Origin of the sequence: Aeromonas sp. Y289-2 (assembly GCF_027705925.1) — a bacterium.
GTDB lineage: Bacteria > Pseudomonadota > Gammaproteobacteria > Enterobacterales > Aeromonadaceae > Aeromonas > Aeromonas veronii.
Window position 1 is genome coordinate 416910 of sequence record NZ_JAPDCH010000001.1, and the last position, 17438, is coordinate 434347.

Consider the following 17438-nt stretch of genomic DNA (forward strand, 5'->3'; position numbering starts at 1 on the left):
TGAGAGAGTGGGAGGCCATGACGGCCTCCCGGGTAGTGCGTGCTTACTGAACGATACGCTTGGCAGCGGTATCCAGAGCTTCGTCAACACCCTGACGACCGGAGGTCACGTTCTTGAGGGCAGTTTCGAAGGAAGACCAGAAACGGCTCATCTCGGGAACGGATGGCATCGGCTCGCCAGCCTGGGCGTTCAGCATGGTGGCCTTGATGTGCGGATCGGATTCCAGGGTCTTCTGGAAGGATTTCAGCGCAACGGCACCCAACGGCTTGTCGGCGTTAACCGGCGCCAGACCGGCATCGGTCAGCAGGTAGTTTTCCAGGAACTCGATAGCCAGATCCTTGTTCGGGCTGGCGGCGTTGATGGTGGCACCCAGTACGCCAACGAAGGCTTTGGCCGGCTTGCCGTTCAGGGTCGGCAGCGGCGCTACGCCGTACTTGATGCCGCTCTTGTCCAGGTTGCTCCAGGCCCAGGGACCGTTGATCATCATGGCCACTTCGCCCTTGTTGAACTTGGCGTCCATCACACCGTAGTCGATGCCTTTTTCCAGGTGACCGGACTTGATCATCTCGGAGATGTAGCCCACGCCCATCTTGGCACCTGCGTTGTTCACGCCGGTATCTTTAACGTCATAACCGGTAGCGGTTTTCTTGAAGGCGTAACCACCGTTGGCAGCCACCAGCGGATAGCTGAAGTACGGGGTGTCATAAGCCCACATGATGGCGCGCTTGCCGTTTTTCTTCAGAGTCTCGTCAATCTTGGCGATCTCTTCGAAGGTTTTCGGCGGCTCGGGCAGCAGGTCTTTGTTATAGATCAGGCTGACCGCTTCCATGGCAACCGGGTAGCCATAGGTTTTGCCATCAACAGTCATGGCATCCCATGCCAGCTGTTCAAATTTGCCTTTGGTGGCAGCGTTCGGCGTTACCGGAACCAGCAAACCGGCTTTGACCCACTCACCGTAACGGTCGTGAGCCCAGAAGAAGATGTCCGGGCCGTTGCCAGTGGCGGCGGCTTGCTGGAATTTCACTTCAACCTGATCCGGGTGAGCCACAGTAACCTTGATGCCGGTTTCTGCTTCAAACTTCTTACCCACTTCAGCCAGACCGTTGTATCCCTTGTCACCGTTGATCCAGATGGTCAGCTGGCCTTCATCGATGGCAGCAGTAGCAGAGCAAGCGACGCCAAGAGTGGCCAGACCGATCAGGGATGACAGCAATTTCTTTTTCATGAGCCTTTCCTTGTATTAGTTCCGCGCTGTAAGAGCATTGTGTGCGAGATGAATATTATCCCAAGCGGCAAACGGCTCACATGACGCAACTCGCATTTTTGAAATGCAATTACGTATTTCCTTCCAGAAAGTTTTGAAAACATTTTCTTATTTCAGGGAATTACGGCCATTTATCGGCTTAATTCCAGACAACCACAGAATAATAATTACCAAAATGAAATAAAATTTCATGAATGAAAGGGTTTTCACCTCAATGAAAACCCTTTCAGATGGTTTATTTTGTTTGATTTGTTAACAAAGTACCGCGCCAGTTTCGAGGTCTGCCCGGGCGCAATAAAAAAAGAGACCCCGCCGGGGCTGGGTCTCTTTTTGCCAGAAATGACGACTTGATCACACTCGGGAGCATGACTACGACTGGCGCAGCAGCTGATCCTTGAGATTGGGCGGCACACCCTTGATGGTCAGGGTGTCGGTCTGGGGATCGTAAAAGATCCGGCTGTTCAACAGCTTCTGCTCAAAGCTCAGAGTCAGACCGCCGCCGGAGCCAACAAACTTGGTCAGCCCGCGCAGGGTAGAGCGATCCGCCGGGAAGCGCTCTTCCAGCTCATACTCCTGACCGATAAAGCTGTAAAAATCGAGGTCACCGTCGCCAGGCAATTCTGCAGACAACTCCTTGATTTCGATCTCTTCACCGGCACTCGCCTGTTCGGTGCAATATTTGAAGACCTGCTTTTTATAGTCATTGCGCTCGGTCGGCTCGAGCTGACGACTGTCGCAATAATCTTCGACCGCCTGCAGCAAGCCTTTATTTTGTACCTTGGCATCCATGCCCTCGCGGGCACCCAGCAGATCCATAAAGAAGTCGCCCAGTTTGCGACCAATGCGCCCCTTGCTGAAGGTGATATAGCGGCGCGAATCAGGTTGGGTTTTCCATTCGGTCAAATCAATGCGGGCCACCAGATTGAGTTTGCCGATATCCAGATACTGGATATGGCGCAATTCCAGCGCTTCGCTGACGGTGACGCTCTCCTTGCCCTCCAGCAGGGCAATCAGCAGATAATCGACCCCGACGTAGTTATATTTGGCAAACAGCAGCACCCCTTGCTCATCGAGAGCGTGCTCCACCAGCTGCTTGACCAGCATCTGGGTCACGGTGACCGAGAAGGGGACGAATTCGGTCTGCTCGTCGAGCAGCTGTTCGAGGGCGATACGAAACGCGGGTGAAGGCTGCTTGGGAGCCTCTTCACCATCGGCCAGCTCGGCGACGGCGGCCTCGGGGTCGGCAAAGAAGCCAAAGCCCTTGCCGCCCTTGCCGTTGTAGATCCGATGCAGTTCCGCCATCAGTCCCTGTACCGCCTCATCAGGGGGCAGGGTCTGGCTGCGGGTATCGGCGTGGGGTTGACCATCGCCGCCCTGGCGCAAGGAGTGAAGAATGATCTTGTCGATATCGAGACTCATGTCACAAAGCCATAGTGTTAGCCGAAAGGGTGAAGTATTATAAGGCGCTTTGAACCGAGATGAACTGAAGATTATGCCTATCGTATCAAAGTACAATAACGAGCAATTTGACGCCCTGATGAACGACCTGATCACCGCGCTGGAAAAGCATAAAGCGCCGGTGGATCTCAGCCTTATGGTGCTTGGCAATCTGACCACCAATATCATCAACGGTATGGCACCGGCCCAGCGCCAGGCCATCACTGAAAAGTTTGTCCAGGCCCTGACCGCATCGGTCGATAATCGCCACGACGCACACTGAGTCCCCGACTCTGTTGATTTGACGTTTCTCAACGCAGATGGATCACTATGGTCGAAACCGGTAACCCCTATCGTGATAATGTCTCTCGCCTGATCACCTGGGGGCATTGGTTCTCCTTCTTCAACATTATTCTGGCCATGCTCATCGCCACCCGTTATCTGGGTGCCATCAGCTGGCCATCGACCACGCTTGGCGTGATCTATCTCGTTGTAAGCTGGATTGGCCACTTCTCGTTTTTGAGTTTTGTCACCTACCTGTTGACGATCTTCCCGCTCAGCTTCGTGCTGCCCAAGGAGAAGTCGTTGCGGTTCATCTCGGCCATCATCGCCACCCTGGCGCTGGTGTTGCTGCTGATCGACACCCAGGTATTCCGGCTGTTCAAGTTCCACCTCAACAGTCAGGTATGGCAGTTGCTGCTGGATCAGGCGCAGACCGAAGAGGGCTCAATCTGGAGCATCATCTTCGTTGCCGTGCCCACCATCTTCCTGCTGCAACTGCTGCTGTCGGCCTATGTCTGGCGCAAGATCAACAAGCGCAAGCGCCGCCAGTACGGCAATCAGGTGGGGCTGGCTCTGCTGATCTGCTTTATTCTGACCCACGTGGTCAACAGTTGGGCGGATGCGACCCTCTATCAGCCCATCACCATGCAGAGAGCCAACTTCCCCCTCTCCTACCCTATGACGGCCCGCTCCTTCCTAGCCAAACATGGCTGGCTGGATCTGGATCAGTACGAGAAGCAGGCGGCCTCCCAGGGTGATAACAGCGACAGCCGGATGCACTATCCGCTGCGCCCGCTCAACGTCAACGCGCCCCTGACTCACAACAATCTGCTGATTGTGGTGGTCGACTCATTGCGTTTTGACATGCTCAACAACATCAACATGCCCAATCTGCAGCGCTATGCGGATCAGCATCTGACGTTCCGCAATCACCTGAGTGGTGGCAACGACGACCTGATGGGCATGTTCAGCCTCTTCTACGGGTTGCCCGGTCACTACTACAAGGACATCAGCAGCGACAAGCGTCCGCCGGTGCTGTTCGACGAGATGCTGCGCCAGGATTACCAGTTCGGGCTGTTCGGCGCGATGGAAGATGCCCAGAAGTATCGCAAGAGCATCCTCGCCGGTCTGCGCAAACAGGTGTTTGTCTCCGAACAGAGTGACGATGGCAAGCTGCTGACCGACTGGCAACAGTGGCTGGAGAAGCGCTCTCCCGAGCGTCCCTGGTTCTCGCTGGTCTATCTCTCGAGCCCAGGCGACTACCAGTTACCCGCCACCATGAAGGGGCCGTTCCAACCGGAGCTTGCCAACTTCAATCCGGCGACCGCCTATCGGGCGGAGAACCTGCAAAAACTGGAGAACCGCTACAAGAACTCGGTCTTCTATACCGACCAGTTGCTTGAGCAGATGCTGACCAAATTGCAGTCGCAGGGGATGGACAGCAACACCATCGTCGTCATCACCTCCAACCACGGCCAGGAGTTCAACGACACCCGTAGCAACAGCTGGGGCGCAGGCAGCAACTACTCACCCTATCAGGTGCAGGTACCGCTGGTACTGGCCTGGCCGGGGCGCGGCAGTGACGTTTGGGAACAACCAAGCAGCCATTTCGATCTGGCGCCGACCCTGATGCAGGGGATGCTGGGCGTGCGCAATCCGGCGCGCGATTACAGCGTTGGCCGCTCGCTGTTTGATACCAGCCCGCGCAACTGGCTGCTGGCGGGGGATCAGAATGACTTCGCCATCTATGAAGGGGACACCATCACCCACTTCAACAAGCAGGGTGACTTCGAACTGCTGGAGCGCAACAGCTATCGCCCGATCAAACACGGCACCCCGGATATGGGCGCAATGATCCAGGTGATGAACGAGCTGAACCGCTTCTATCGCAACCAGTGAAACGCCCGTTAATGGCTTGATACCATAAAAAAGGCTCTGTCCCAATTACGTGTTGAAAGGCTAATCTTGAAGTAGGCCATCACCTTGAGGTCTACCATCATGGATACTCCAGCCTTTCAACACCTGTTGTCCCTTTTTCCCCAATTAACCCTGCGCCAGCGCCGTGTTGCTCAGCAGGAGCTCACTGCACCCCACACCATTACCTCGCTCAATAATCAGTTACCGGCATGCAGTGGCTGCCCACATTGTCAGGCTGATGTCACCCAGCTGGCGCCTTGGGGATGGAGTCGGGGACTGCGCCGCTACCGTTGCAAACTGTGTCTGCGCACCAGCACCGTTCTGACCAAGACGCCCTTGGCCAGATTGCGTAAAGCACAGTGCTGGGAAGACTACGCGCAAGCTCTCATCGAAGGACTGACTGTCCGCCAGGCCGCGCGGCACTGTGGGGTCAGCAAAAACACCGCGTTCCTCTGGCGTCACCGATTCTTGCGCGCGATGGCAACCCATCAGGCCACCCGGGAAGAGGGCATTGTTGAGGTGGATGAGACCTTCTTCCTTGAATCGTTCAAGGGGCAGCGGGGACTGCTGCGTCCACCACGTCATCGCGGTGGTAAAGGTCGAACTCGTGGAACCGGGCCAGATTGCATCCCGGTGATGGTGGTACAAGACCGTGCAGGCCACCATGTGGATTTCCAGTTGGAGAAAATAGATGCCGAGACGGTCATCACGGTGTTGAAGCCGTTGGTGTCACCGGATGCGGTGCTGTGTAGCGATGGCGCGGGTGTGTATGCCTGTTTCAGCAAGGAACAGGGTATAACCCATCAGGTGGTGCGCAATCGTCAAGGCGAACGGGTAGTCGGTGCGTATCACATCCAGCATGTGAACGGATATCACCATCGGTTGAAAGAGTGGATGGAGCGGTTCCATGGCGTGGCGACGCACTACCTGAAGAACTACTTGGGTTGGCGCAGGATGCTGGAGCGTTACGGAAAAGGCGTAAATATCAAAACATGTTTGCATGAGGCGCTGGGGCGCCCCATGCAACACGTAATTGGGACATAGCCATAAAAAACGCCCCGAATTCGGGGCGTTTTTCGTTGTATAGCCGGACCACGTTCACGACAGTTAGCCACCCCACCCTTGCGGGTACTTGTAGCCGACGAAACGCTTGGCTGCATAGGCCTTGAAAGCCGCCGAGTTGTAGGCTGCCGCCACATCTTTGGCAAAAGGCTGATCCGCATCTGCGCTTTTCACCACCACCCAGTTAATAAAATCGTAGCTGCGCTCCAGAAACAGTCCTTCAGTGAACGGGATTCCGCTGGAGGCGGCAAAATTACCGTTGATCACCGAAAAGTCCACATCCTCCCGCGAGCGGGGCAACTGCGCGGCTTCCAGCAGTACCAGCTTGAGATTGTGCGGATTGTTCACCACATCAAACTCGCTCGCCTTGAGCGGGTTTATCCCCTCCTTGAGAGTGAGCCAACCAAGATCCTGCAGCATCAACAGCGCCCGCGCCTGATTGGTGGGATCGTTGGGGATGGCCACCGTGCTCCCCTCTTTCACCTTGTCGAGTGCCGCCAGCTTGCCGGAGTAGAGTCCCATCGGACCGGTTGGCACCTGGGTAATGGGCGCCAGCGACAAGCCGCGATCTTTGGCAAAACTCTCCAGATAAGGTTTGTGCTGGAAACAGTTCACATCCAGTGATCCGTCAGCCAGAGCAATATTGGGAGTCACATAGTCGGTGAACTCCACCAGCTTGACCTTGTACCCCTTGGCCTCCAGCTGCGGCTTGATGGAATCGGTCACCATGTCGGCAAAATCCCCCACCGTAGTACCAATCACAATCTCCTGTTTGGTCGGCAAGGGCGCATCGGCGGCAACCGCGGAAAAAGAGAGGCTCCCGACCGCCATCGCGGCAATAAAGGTGCTGGCGCCAGTAGTGGCGCGCAAGGAAGCAGTCAAAGGAGAAGATAAGAAGGAACGAAACGGCATAGGGACTCCCTGTCAGGTACGCATCAAGCTATGGGACTGCGGCGGGGTGGCTCTCAGAGATTAGGCCCCTCAAACCGCAGCAATCTAGCCATCCAAACGGCTATTTCAATTACCATAACAGAGCCATCCACCGCCGCCAAGCAATAAACCGCTGGTCCCACCTCATCACCCTTGCTGTCACCCCCGAATGCATAGCTGTACTCACATTGGCACACACAACCATGCCACTCACGTTCAAGAGCGCACGAGCTCCCCTCGGGATTGCCCCGAATCGAGATGGCTGCGGCGAAGAAGAGTCACGAGAGAGTGAATTACAGATAAAAAGATCAGTAGTGAGCTGTGAGAACCATTCTCAATAGAACACATAACCAGTGTCATTGGAATACCTACCACAAACTGAATCGGATTTCTTTGAACCTCATTGCGTTTTTTGAAAATGGCTCTTTTTGAACCCCTTTCACCCGTGTATAGATTTCCGTCGCACTCAGGATGGTGCGATCCAAGATGGAGTTAAAAAAATAATGAAGCAAACATCGTTAGCACTGGCGATCACAGCACTGCTGTCGACCCTGCCCAGTGTGCTCGTTCAGGCAAATGAAGGTTGTGCGCCGCTCACCGGCAAGGAGAGCGGCATGGATATCGGACGCAGCAGCACCGAGCGCTGCCTGCCAGGTACCAATCCCCTGCAGGATCAGCAGTGGTATCTGCTCAACAGCGGCCAGGATGGATTCAGCGCCCGTGGCGGCATAGCGGGCAATGATCTCAACCTCTGGTGGGCTCATCGCACCGGCGTGCTGGGCCAGGGAGTCAATGTGGCCGTGGTGGATGATGGTCTGGCCATTGCCCACCCGGATCTGGCGGAGAACGTGCGCCCGGGGTCGAAAAACGTGGTAACCGGCAGCGATGACCCGACACCGACCGATCCGGATTCGGCCCACGGCACCTCGGTCTCCGGCATTATTGCGGCGGTAGACAACGCCATCGGAACCAAGGGGATTGCCCCGCGAGCCCAGCTGCAGGGGTTCAACCTGCTGGATGACAACAGCCAGCAGTTGCAGAAAGATTGGCTCTACGCCCTTGGCGACAGCGATGCCAGCCGCGACAACCGGGTGTTCAACCAGAGCTACGGCATGAGTGTGGTGGATCCCCGCTCTGCCAACTCTCTGGATCAATCCCAGCTTGATCGTCTGTTTGAACAGCAGACCCTCAAGGCGCAGGGTGCGGCCTATATCAAGGCCGCCGGCAACGGCTTCAACAAGATAGCGGCGGGCGGCTATGTGCTTAACCGCACCGGCAATGGCCCCAAATTGCCGTTTGAAAACAGCAACCTCGATCCCTCCAACAGCAACTTCTGGAACCTGGTGGTAAGCGCGCTCAACGCCGATGGCGTCAGATCCTCCTACTCCAGCGTCGGCAGCAACATCTTCCTGAGCGCGACCGGCGGCGAGTACGGTACCGACGCTCCGGCGATGGTAACCACGGATCTGCCCGGCTGCGACATGGGTTACAACCGCACCGACGATCCCAGCACCAACCGGCTGCACGGCAACTCGCAACTGGATGCCAGCTGCGACTACAACGGCGTGATGAACGGCACCTCCTCCGCCACCCCCAGCACCTCCGGCGCCATGGCGCTGCTGATGTCCGCCTACCCGGATCTGTCGGTGCGGGACCTGCGGGATCTGCTGGCGCGCAGCGCAACCCGGGTCGATGCCACACAGAAACCTGTGATGGTCAGCTACACCAGCAGCACCGGCAAGGTGCGCGACGTGAAAGGACTGGAAGGTTGGGAGCGCAATGCCGCCGGCATGTGGTTCAGCCCGACTTACGGTTTCGGTCTGATCGACGTCAACAAGGCCCTTGAGCTGGCAGCCAATCACCAGCCCCTGCCCCCGCTGGTACAGCTGCCATGGCAGAAGATCAATGTCACCGGCAGTGCCGCCGCCATTGCGGATGTGGGCAACAGCCCGACCAGCTCAACAACCCGCATCGCGACACCATTGACGGTAGAAGCGGTTCAGGTGATGGTGAGTCTGGATCATCAGCGCCTGCCCGATCTGCTGATCGAACTGGTCTCCCCCGCTGGCACCCGCAGCATCCTGCTGAGCCCCTTCAACAGCCTGGTCGGCCAATCTCTCGACCAGCAGCAGCTGGGCTTTGTGCGAACCAAGGGATTGCGCGACATGCGGATGCTATCCAACAAGTTCTACGGCGAATCGGCGCAAGGCACATGGCGACTGGAAGTAACCGACGTTGCCAACGGTACCCGTCAGGTCTCTCTGCTCAATCGCGAGACCCGTGAGCGTACCACCCTGACCGAGCGCAACAATCGCCAACCGGGCAAGCTGATCTCATGGTCCCTGCGGGTCCTGGGTCACGATGCCAACCGCAGCTAACACGCTAGGAGTATTACCATGAACAAACCTGTTACCTTGCTTCTGGCAACCCTGCTGGCCCCCCTCTCGGGACAGCTCTGCGCCCAGGAGTCCATCACCATGGATGGCAAGCAGTACAGCACCATAGAGGTGAACGGCCAGACCTACCTCATTCCTGACAATGGCAGCAAGAAGCGGGTCGCCCGCAGCCTTGACAGCAAGGTCCCGCAACAGACCCTGCGCCGCGGTGACGTGTTGATGCAAGGGGCCGCCAGCCCCGAACTCACCGTCAGTGGCACCCTGCTAGTGGAAGCTGACGATGCCAGCGCCAAGGCACTGGCGACTCGCCACGGCTTGAACTTCAAGCAGAGCAGCGGCGGTATCGCCCTGCTGGAGGCCAAATCGGGCACCGATCTCAACGCCATCGCCACCAAGCTCAAGAGCGAAGGGGTTAATGTGCAGATCGAGCTGTCGGGGGCCGAACAGCAGCCGAAATAGGTCGCGACACACAGATAACAAAGGGGGCCATCATGGCCCCCTTTCTGTGCTGCTTATTTTGATAGTGGCTTACTTGGCGCCATGCTGCTCCGCCAAATAGAGCCAGGTATCGACCACGGTATCGGGGTTGAGCGACACCGAGTCAATCCCCTGCTCCACCAGCCAGGCGGCGAAGTCTGGATGATCAGATGGGCCCTGACCGCAGATCCCCACGTACTTACCCGCCTTGCGCGCAGCCTGGATCGCCATCGCCAGCAGCGCCTTGACCGCCTCGTTACGCTCGTCGAACAGATGGGCAATCAGCCCCGAGTCCCGATCCAGCCCAAGAGTGAGCTGGGTCATGTCATTGGAGCCGATGGAGAAGCCATCCACGTGCTCGAGGAACTGGTCCGCCAGAAGGGCATTGCTCGGGATCTCGCACATCATGATCACCTTGAGCCCCCGCTCGCCGCGGCGCAGACCGTTCTCGGCCAGGATGTCGATCACCTGCTCCGCCTCGCCCACGGTGCGCACGAAGGGGATCATCACCTCGACGTTGGTCAACCCCATCACATCGCGCACCCGCTTGATCGCCTCGCACTCGAGGGCAAAGCAGGGGCGGAAGCTGTCGGCGATGTAGCGGGATGCGCCACGAAAACCGATCATCGGGTTCTCCTCGTGGGGCTCGTAGCCACGACCGCCCACCAGATTGGCGTACTCGTTGGACTTGAAGTCTGACATCCGCACGATCACCCGCTCCGGCCAGAAGGCGGCCCCCAGAGTGGCGATCCCCTCGGTCAGCTTGGCCACGTAGAACTCACGCGGGCTGTCGTAACCGGCGATCATCTTGCCGATGGTGGCCTTGAGCTCTGGGGTTTGCTGGTCAAACTCCAGCAGCGCCTTGGGGTGCACGCCGATCATCCGGTTGATGATGAATTCAAGGCGTGCCAGCCCCACCCCGGCATTGGGCAACTGGGCAAAGTCGAAAGCACGATCCGGGTTGCCGACGTTCATCATGATCTTGATGGGCAGGCGCGGCATATTGCCCACCTCGGTCACCGCCACATCAAAGTCCAGCTCGCCGTCATAGATAAAACCGGTATCCCCTTCCGCGCAGGAGACGGTGATCCGCTGGCCCGGCTGAATATGGTCGGTGGCGTTGCCACAGCCCACCACCGCCGGAATGCCCAGCTCGCGAGCGATAATGGCGGCGTGACAGGTGCGGCCACCCCGGTTGGTGACGATGGCGGAGGCCCGCTTCATGATGGGCTCCCAGTCCGGGTCGGTCATGTCGGTGACCAGCACATCGCCGGGTTGCACTTCGTCCATCTGGCTGATGGAGGAGATGACCCGCGCCGGGCCCGCGCCAATCTTGTGACCGATAGCACGCCCCTCGATCAACACCTTGCCCGCTTGCTTGAGGGCAAAACGCTCGAGGGTGTTAGCCTCCTGGCGGCTGCGCACGGTTTCCGGGCGGGCCTGCACGATATAGAGCTGGCCATCCTGACCATCCTTGGCCCACTCGATATCCATCGGGCGGCCATAGTGCTGCTCGATGATGAGGGCCTGTTTCGCCAGCGCCATCACCTCCTCATTTGTGATGCAGAAGCGGCTGCGCTCGGCCTCATTGGTGTCGACAATCTTCACCTGACGGCCGTGACCGGCATCGTCCGAATAGGTCATCTTGATAAGCTTGGAGCCGAGGGTCTTGCGCACCACCGCCGGGCGGCCCCCCTTGAGAGTCGGCTTGTGCACATAGAACTCATCCGGGTTGACCGCCCCCTGCACCACCATCTCGCCCAGACCATGGGCCCCGGTGATAAAGACCACGTCGTTGAAGCCGGACTCGGTATCCAGAGTAAACATGACGCCGGAAGCGGCGAGATCCGAACGCACCATCCGCTGTACCCCGGCCGAGAGGGCAACACCCTTGTGGTCATAGCCCTGATGCACCCGATAGGAGATGGCGCGATCGTTGAACAGGGAAGCAAACACATGCTTGACCGCCGTCATGACGGCATCGATGCCACGTACGTTGAGGAAGGTCTCCTGCTGACCGGCAAAGGAGGCGTCCGGCATATCCTCGGCGGTGGCGGAGGAGCGCACCGCAAACGAGGCCTCGACACCGGCACTCAACTTTTCATAGGCAACCCGGATAGCCTGCTCCAGCTCGGGCTGGAACGGGGCGTCTATCACCCAGTCGCGGATCTGCTGACCGGCCCGGTTGAGGGCGGCGATATCGTCCACGTCGAGATTGTCGAGCAGATGGTGGATCTTGCCGTTGAGGCCGCTTGACTCCAGAAACTCGTTAAACGCAAAGGCGGTGGTAGCAAAGCCCCCCGGCACGGATACGCCGGCGCCAGAGAGGTTGCTGATCATCTCGCCAAGGGATGCGTTCTTGCCGCCAACTCGTTCTACGTCCTGCATTCCGAGTTGTTCGTACCAGAGCACGTACTGTTGCACTTGGATGTCTCCAGGTTGGTGGGCACCGATGCCATAGCACCTCGTGCGCCCGATTTAATCGATGAGGTTATGGGTAAGTCAGGTGCGTTATTGTCTGTTTCTTTTGTTGCCAACGACCATGAAAACGTTTTCTATTGGTTTTCAAAAAAATCCCCGAGCAAGAGTTGGGGATGGTCGAATGACCGGAACATTCTACAATGGCGACACAAAAAGATAACGATTCAGGTTTGCAAGCCACTTCACAACTTGGGCACAGCAGACCGGTTGACAAAACTGGTATGGTTTCGGGAGATACTTCTCACCCCTTACCCCATGCGACCCCACCCGCGGTATCACAGGAGCCCTACGTGCACACCGTATTTTATGTTTCAGACGGCACCGCCATCACCGCCGAAGTGTTCGGCCACGCGGTACTGAGCCAGTTTCCGCTGGCCTTCGAGCAGATCACTATCCCCTTTGTGGAGACACTGGAGAAAGCCCGTCAGGTACGGATGCGGATCGACGAGCAGTTCCGCCAGACCGGGGTACGCCCCATCCTGTTTCACACCATCGTCGACCCGCTGGTACGGGAAGAGGTACTGAAATCGGAAGCGTGCGGCCACGACTTTCTCAATACCTTCGTCAGCCCGCTGGAGCAGGAGCTGGGGGTAAAAGCCGAGCCCCGCCTCCACCGCACCCACGGTATGGAGAATCGCAAGCTCTATGACGATCGCATCGAGGCGGTCAACTTTGCGCTGGCCAACGACGATGGCATCACCACCAAAGAGTACGATGAGGCGGACATCATCCTGATCGGGGTCTCCCGCTGCGGCAAGACCCCCACCAGCCTCTATCTGGCGCTGCAGTTCGGCATTCGCGCCGCCAACTACCCCTTTATCGAGCAGGACATGGGGATGCTGGAGCTGCCCGCCCCCCTCAAGGCCAACCGTCACAAGCTGTTTGGCCTCACCATAGCGCCGCAGCGGCTGCACGAGATCCGCAACCAGCGCCGAGCCAACAGCCGCTACTCCTCCATCGAACAATGCGAGCAGGAGCTGGCCTGCGTGGAGAGGCTGTTTCGCCAGGAGGCGATACGCTTCCTCGATACCAGCTCCCACTCGGTGGAGGAGATCAGCGCCAAGGTCCTCGAGGCAACCGGTCTGCGCCGCCAGCTCTGTTAAGCCAGCTTGACAGCTATCGGCATCAACAAAAGATAAAAATTACAGTGTCGCGGCGAAAGTCAGCTGTGGCGAACTGCAATTTACATAGATGACAGTGAAAAGCGTGGATAAAAAAGGGATAAGCACCACAAATGCTTATCCCTCTTCTTGTCGACCTTGGCGTTGTGCCTTGTCACCTGCTGCCAGTTAGCCGCTATTCGATTCCGTTCTGCTGCGCTCGGCAAACAGCCAGCGTTAACTAACGATTGAGCTCCGGGTTGTTCATCAACCGGGCATAGAAGGCCAGCAAACCGTGGCGCAGGCGAACCCGCTCCGCCAGCCAGCCACCAACGAGCGCCCCCGTTACCCCACCCACCAGCAACAGCGACTGCCAGTAGTGCAGCAACTCCTGGTCACCGAGTAACAGCCAACCCAGCAACATAATCGCGGCCACCAGCAACAACAGTGGACTGGCGGCAATCCCTAACCAGAGCGCCACCAGCACACCCCGGGCAACCCCTTGTTGCAGCACGCTGTCGCGCTCTCTGTACTCCAACTCCCTGCACTCTTCCCTGTACTCTTGCTTGTTTGGCATCATTTGCATCCATTTGTGGCTTGGCACCACAAAAGCACACCAACAAGACAAAATGTCAACAAAACAGAATTCGATTGCGCAAACATCAACCAAAAACTACCAAGAAGCCTCTTCAAATCATGAAAAAGCTACCTTTGGTACAAAATACGGCCATTAGAGATGGAAAACAGGTGCATTCATGGCGGATTATCACTATTCTGCTTCGGTTGCCAGCCAACAGTAAAAATTGAAAATGGCATGACGTAACGAAATAAATACAGCTTTCGTCAGGTTTTGGCTACGCAATGCGGCCTGCTCAGGATGAGCCCAACACCGACCAGAGACAACAGAGACGTAAGGACAGACCCATGGATTTGAAACAAGACGGTGAGGAGCTGAAGCGCGGCCTTAAAAACCGCCACATTCAGTTGATTGCTTTGGGCGGCGCCATCGGCACCGGCCTCTTTCTGGGCATTGCCCAAACCATCAAGATGGCAGGCCCCTCAGTCCTGCTGGGGTATGCCATCGGCGGCTTTATCGCCTTCCTGATCATGCGCCAGCTCGGTGAAATGGTGGTGGAAGAGCCGGTAGCCGGTTCATTCAGCCACTTTGCCTACAAATACTGGGGTGAGTTTGCCGGTTTTGCGTCCGGCTGGAACTACTGGGTGCTCTACGTGCTGGTGAGCATGGCCGAGCTGACCGCGGTGGGCATCTATGTCCAGTACTGGTGGCCCGAGATCCCGACCTGGATGTCGGCCGCCTTCTTCTTCGTGCTGATCAACGCCATCAACCTCTCCAACGTCAAAGCGTTTGGCGAAATGGAGTTCTGGTTCGCCATCATCAAGGTGGTCGCCATCATCGGCATGATTGGCTTTGGCGGCTATCTGCTCATCTCCGGTGCCGGCGGACCCGAGGCAAGCGTCACCAACCTGTGGGCCCAGGGCGGTTTCTTCCCCAACGGCATCAGCGGTCTGGTGATGGCAATGGCGGTGATCATGTTCTCCTTTGGCGGTCTGGAGCTGGTGGGCATTACCGCCGCGGAAGCGGACAACCCCGAGAAGAGCATTCCCAAGGCCACCAATCAGGTGATCTACCGCATCCTCATCTTCTACATCGGTGCTCTGGCTATCCTGATGTCCCTCTACCCCTGGGGTAAAGTGGTGGAAGGCGGCAGCCCGTTCGTGATGATCTTCCATGCACTGGACAGCAATCTGGTCGCCACCGTACTCAACATCGTGGTGCTGACGGCGGCACTGTCGGTCTACAACAGCTGCGTCTACTGCAACAGCCGGATGCTGTTCGGGCTGGCCAAGCAGGGCAACGGCCCGAAAGCCCTGCTCAAGACCAACAAGAGCGGCGTGCCGCTGGTTGCCCTCTCGGTCTCGGCCATCGCCACCCTGCTCTGCGTGCTGATCAACTACCTGATGCCGGGCAAGGCGTTCGGTCTGCTGATGGCGCTGGTGGTCTCCGCACTGGTGATCAACTGGGCGATGATCAGCCTCGCGCACCTCAAGTTCCGCAAGGCCATGGTCGCAGAGGGTGTCCAGCCCAAGTTCAAGGCGTTCTGGTACCCCTTCGGCAACTATCTCTGCCTCGCGTTCATGGCCGGTATTCTGGTGATCATGTATATGACCCCCGATTTCCGCATCTCGGTCGAACTGATCCCCGCCTGGCTGGTGGTACTGGGCATTGGCTTTGTCATCAAGCGCAAAGGACAAGCCCAAAGCAAGGTCGCAGCCAATCTGGGTTAATGCCCGCAGCTGAGAAAAACAATGCAAAACGCCGATCGGATGATCGGCGTTTTTTTATTGCGCGCAGCACTACTAGCAGCCATAGCCCTCAGGAAGGCAGCTCTTGCCTTTGATCTTGCCGATGCTCCGGGCTGTTGACGCAACACTCATCGCGGAAAAAGGCGATGATCTCCTCCAGCACCGCGTATTGAGAGACGCAAAGCAGGGTGCGACTCTCCCGGTTTTGCTTCACCAGCCCCACCGAGACCAGCGCCGCGATATGGTGGCTGAGGGTGGAAGCGGGGATCGCCAGCTGCTTTTGCAGCTCCCCCACCGGCAGTCCCTGCTCTCCCGCCTTGACCAGATGCTTGAAGATAAACAGCCGGGTCGGATGACCCAGCTCTTTCAATGCCTTGGCGACCTCTTCCAGTTGCATCTCTGCGCCCTCCACAAATTTGATATTTCGATAATACCAGAAATATCTTGACCGAACATTCATTTCGATTATTTTGGAAATATAGAAACCAAGTGAGGATACGACAATGAATGAGTGGTTAACCATGCTGACCGATGCAGCCCAGATGTTCCTGTTTCTGGCTGTCGAGCTGTCGGTGCTGTTTCTGGTCATTAGCGCCGGGGTCAGCCTGATCCGTCAGAAGATCCCCGACGAGAAGATCCAGCGGATGCTGGGAGCGAGACATGGCAAGGGCTATCTGCTCTCGGCCCTGCTCGGTGCTGTCACCCCGTTTTGCAGCTGCTCCACCATCCCCATGCTGAGAGGGCTGCTCTCGGCCAAGGCTGGCTTTGGCCCCACCCTCACCTTCCTGTTTATTTCGCCACTGCTGAACCCCATCATCGTCGGCTTGATGTGGGCCACCTTTGGCTGGAAAGTGACCCTGCTCTACGCCGTGATCGCCGCCAGCGTCTCCGTCATGGCGAGCATGTTGCTCGACAGATTGGGATTCGAGCGCCATGTCATCGACCCCAAAGAGGCCACCCCCTCTTGCGGTAGCAACTGTGGCCCGGCGACCCGCGCCACAACTCAAACAAATTGCAGTGACAACCAACGCAGTGCCATTCGCGCAATCAAACCCCTCAACGGGGCAGCATGCTGCCCGGCTCCGCAACCAGAGATGGCAGAACAGGCCACCCTCCCCTGCTGCGGCTATGGCACGGCTGCCCTGACCAGAGCGCCACAGCTCCCCACCGCCTGGGTCAAAGCTCGCATCGATGCCTGGCAGCAGTTCAAAGCGGTATTGCCCTTCCTGCTGCTGGGGGTGCTTATCGGCTCATTTATCTACGGCTTTATTCCGGCCGAGTGGATCGCCGCCCATGCCGGCGCCGACAACCCGCTGGCCATTCCATTCAGCGCTATCGTCGGGATCCCGCTCTACATCCGCGCCGAGGCCGTGATCCCGCTGGCGTCGGTGCTGCTGGGCAAAGGGATGGGGATGGGCGCCGTCATGGCGCTGATCATCGGCAGTGCCGGTGCCAGCCTGACCGAGGTGATCCTGCTCAAATCGATGTTCAGAACCCCGATGATTGCGGCCTTCCTTACCGTGATACTCGGCATGGCGATCCTGATGGGCTACCTGACGCAACTGCTGTTTTAAGTCGCCCATCTTTAAACAGACAGAGTTTTAAGCCAGCCGAGTGTGAAACCATCCGGCACCTCATAGACAAAACGCCGATCAACTGATCGGCGTTTGTCTATTCCGTACGGCAATCAATTTGAGACCGCCAAAGGATGAGGGGTTTGCTGCTCTCCGGGCCATGTGACTTGGCCTGCCACCCCTCGCCAAACCA

At 57.6% G+C, this 17438-nt stretch carries 14 protein-coding genes; 8 read left to right on the top strand and 6 right to left on the bottom strand.

The features are described from left to right. Positions 1-43: 43 nt before the first annotated feature. Positions 44-1225 (bottom strand): maltose/maltodextrin ABC transporter substrate-binding protein MalE, encoded by a 1182-nt coding sequence (gene malE, locus OKC43_RS01895; protein ID WP_005333871.1) that lies wholly within the window; start codon positions 1223-1225, stop codon positions 44-46. A gap of 408 nt (positions 1226-1633) precedes the next feature. Then, a complete protein-coding gene (yejK, locus tag OKC43_RS01900) occupies positions 1634-2683 on the bottom strand; it encodes a nucleoid-associated protein YejK (protein ID WP_005333872.1) in 1050 nt (349 codons plus the stop codon). Positions 2684-2756: 73 nt separating this feature from the next. On the opposite strand from yejK, the gene OKC43_RS01905 reads away from it, so the two are divergent. From OKC43_RS01905 to OKC43_RS01915, 3 genes are all read left to right on the top strand, one after another. Further along, complete coding sequence (locus tag OKC43_RS01905) at positions 2757-2984, top strand: YejL family protein (protein ID WP_005333874.1); 228 nt, start codon at positions 2757-2759, stop codon at positions 2982-2984. Positions 2985-3031: 47 nt separating this feature from the next. Further along, positions 3032-4882 (top strand): DUF3413 domain-containing protein, encoded by a 1851-nt coding sequence (locus OKC43_RS01910; protein WP_270803768.1) that lies wholly within the window; start codon positions 3032-3034, stop codon positions 4880-4882. Between the two features lie 99 nt (positions 4883-4981). Beyond that, positions 4982-5944: an IS1595 family transposase gene (locus tag OKC43_RS01915; protein WP_270808797.1), complete on the top strand. Its 963-nt coding sequence runs from the start codon at positions 4982-4984 to the stop codon at positions 5942-5944. 63 nt (positions 5945-6007) lie between these two features. On the opposite strand, the gene OKC43_RS01920 is transcribed toward OKC43_RS01915, so the two are convergent. After that, positions 6008-6793: a MetQ/NlpA family ABC transporter substrate-binding protein gene (locus OKC43_RS01920; protein WP_270803986.1), complete on the bottom strand. Its 786-nt coding sequence runs from the start codon at positions 6791-6793 to the stop codon at positions 6008-6010. A 602-nt stretch (positions 6794-7395) separates the two neighbouring features. On the opposite strand from OKC43_RS01920, the gene asp reads away from it, so the two are divergent. Beyond that, positions 7396-9270, top strand: coding sequence for a serine protease Asp (gene asp, locus OKC43_RS01925; RefSeq protein WP_270803770.1), 1875 nt, complete (start codon positions 7396-7398; stop codon positions 9268-9270). Between the two features lie 18 nt (positions 9271-9288). Further along, positions 9289-9747, top strand: a complete 459-nt coding sequence (locus OKC43_RS01930) for a serine protease chaperone (RefSeq protein ID WP_064342001.1) — start codon at positions 9289-9291, stop codon at positions 9745-9747. 69 nt (positions 9748-9816) lie between these two features. Here the strand turns inward: OKC43_RS01930 and ppsA are convergent, their stop codons facing one another. Next, positions 9817-12189: a phosphoenolpyruvate synthase gene (gene ppsA, locus OKC43_RS01935; protein WP_270803771.1), complete on the bottom strand. Its 2373-nt coding sequence runs from the start codon at positions 12187-12189 to the stop codon at positions 9817-9819. A gap of 347 nt (positions 12190-12536) precedes the next feature. Here ppsA and ppsR point away from each other — a divergent pair, with 347 nt between their 5' ends. Continuing rightward, complete coding sequence (gene ppsR, locus OKC43_RS01940) at positions 12537-13349, top strand: posphoenolpyruvate synthetase regulatory kinase/phosphorylase PpsR (RefSeq protein WP_005344832.1); 813 nt, start codon at positions 12537-12539, stop codon at positions 13347-13349. Positions 13350-13587: 238 nt separating this feature from the next. On the opposite strand, the gene OKC43_RS01945 is transcribed toward ppsR, so the two are convergent. Further along, positions 13588-13884, bottom strand: coding sequence for a hypothetical protein (locus OKC43_RS01945; protein WP_270803772.1), 297 nt, complete (start codon positions 13882-13884; stop codon positions 13588-13590). Positions 13885-14270: 386 nt separating this feature from the next. Between OKC43_RS01945 and OKC43_RS01950 the strand changes: the two genes are divergently transcribed. Next, positions 14271-15653, top strand: coding sequence for an amino acid permease (locus OKC43_RS01950; RefSeq protein WP_270803773.1), 1383 nt, complete (start codon positions 14271-14273; stop codon positions 15651-15653). A gap of 88 nt (positions 15654-15741) precedes the next feature. Here OKC43_RS01950 and OKC43_RS01955 read toward each other — a convergent pair whose 3' ends face one another. Continuing rightward, positions 15742-16068 carry an ArsR/SmtB family transcription factor gene (locus tag OKC43_RS01955; RefSeq protein ID WP_005344826.1) on the bottom strand — a complete coding sequence of 109 codons (327 nt, stop codon included), beginning with the start codon at positions 16066-16068 and terminating at the stop codon, positions 15742-15744. 106 nt (positions 16069-16174) lie between these two features. Between OKC43_RS01955 and OKC43_RS01960 the strand changes: the two genes are divergently transcribed. Continuing rightward, positions 16175-17245, top strand: coding sequence for a permease (locus tag OKC43_RS01960; RefSeq protein ID WP_013723621.1), 1071 nt, complete (start codon positions 16175-16177; stop codon positions 17243-17245). The last annotated feature ends 193 nt before the right edge of the window (positions 17246-17438 follow it).

What these genes read in the sequence shown, in the direction of transcription:
- malE (WP_005333871.1), bottom strand. Translation starts at nt 1,225, where the DNA reads ATGAAAAAGAAATTGCTGTCATCCCTGATCGGTCTGGCCACTCTTGGC.
- yejK (WP_005333872.1), bottom strand. Translation starts at nt 2,683, where the DNA reads ATGAGTCTCGATATCGACAAGATCATTCTTCACTCCTTGCGCCAGGGC.
- OKC43_RS01905 (WP_005333874.1), top strand. Translation starts at nt 2,757, where the DNA reads ATGCCTATCGTATCAAAGTACAATAACGAGCAATTTGACGCCCTGATG.
- OKC43_RS01910 (WP_270803768.1), top strand. Translation starts at nt 3,032, where the DNA reads ATGGTCGAAACCGGTAACCCCTATCGTGATAATGTCTCTCGCCTGATC.
- OKC43_RS01915 (WP_270808797.1), top strand. Translation starts at nt 4,982, where the DNA reads ATGGATACTCCAGCCTTTCAACACCTGTTGTCCCTTTTTCCCCAATTA.
- OKC43_RS01920 (WP_270803986.1), bottom strand. Translation starts at nt 6,793, where the DNA reads ATGGCGGTCGGGAGCCTCTCTTTTTCCGCGGTTGCCGCCGATGCGCCC.
- asp (WP_270803770.1), top strand. Translation starts at nt 7,396, where the DNA reads ATGAAGCAAACATCGTTAGCACTGGCGATCACAGCACTGCTGTCGACC.
- OKC43_RS01930 (WP_064342001.1), top strand. Translation starts at nt 9,289, where the DNA reads ATGAACAAACCTGTTACCTTGCTTCTGGCAACCCTGCTGGCCCCCCTC.
- OKC43_RS01950 (WP_270803773.1), top strand. Translation starts at nt 14,271, where the DNA reads ATGGATTTGAAACAAGACGGTGAGGAGCTGAAGCGCGGCCTTAAAAAC.
- OKC43_RS01955 (WP_005344826.1), bottom strand. Translation starts at nt 16,068, where the DNA reads ATGCAACTGGAAGAGGTCGCCAAGGCATTGAAAGAGCTGGGTCATCCG.
- OKC43_RS01960 (WP_013723621.1), top strand. Translation starts at nt 16,175, where the DNA reads ATGAATGAGTGGTTAACCATGCTGACCGATGCAGCCCAGATGTTCCTG.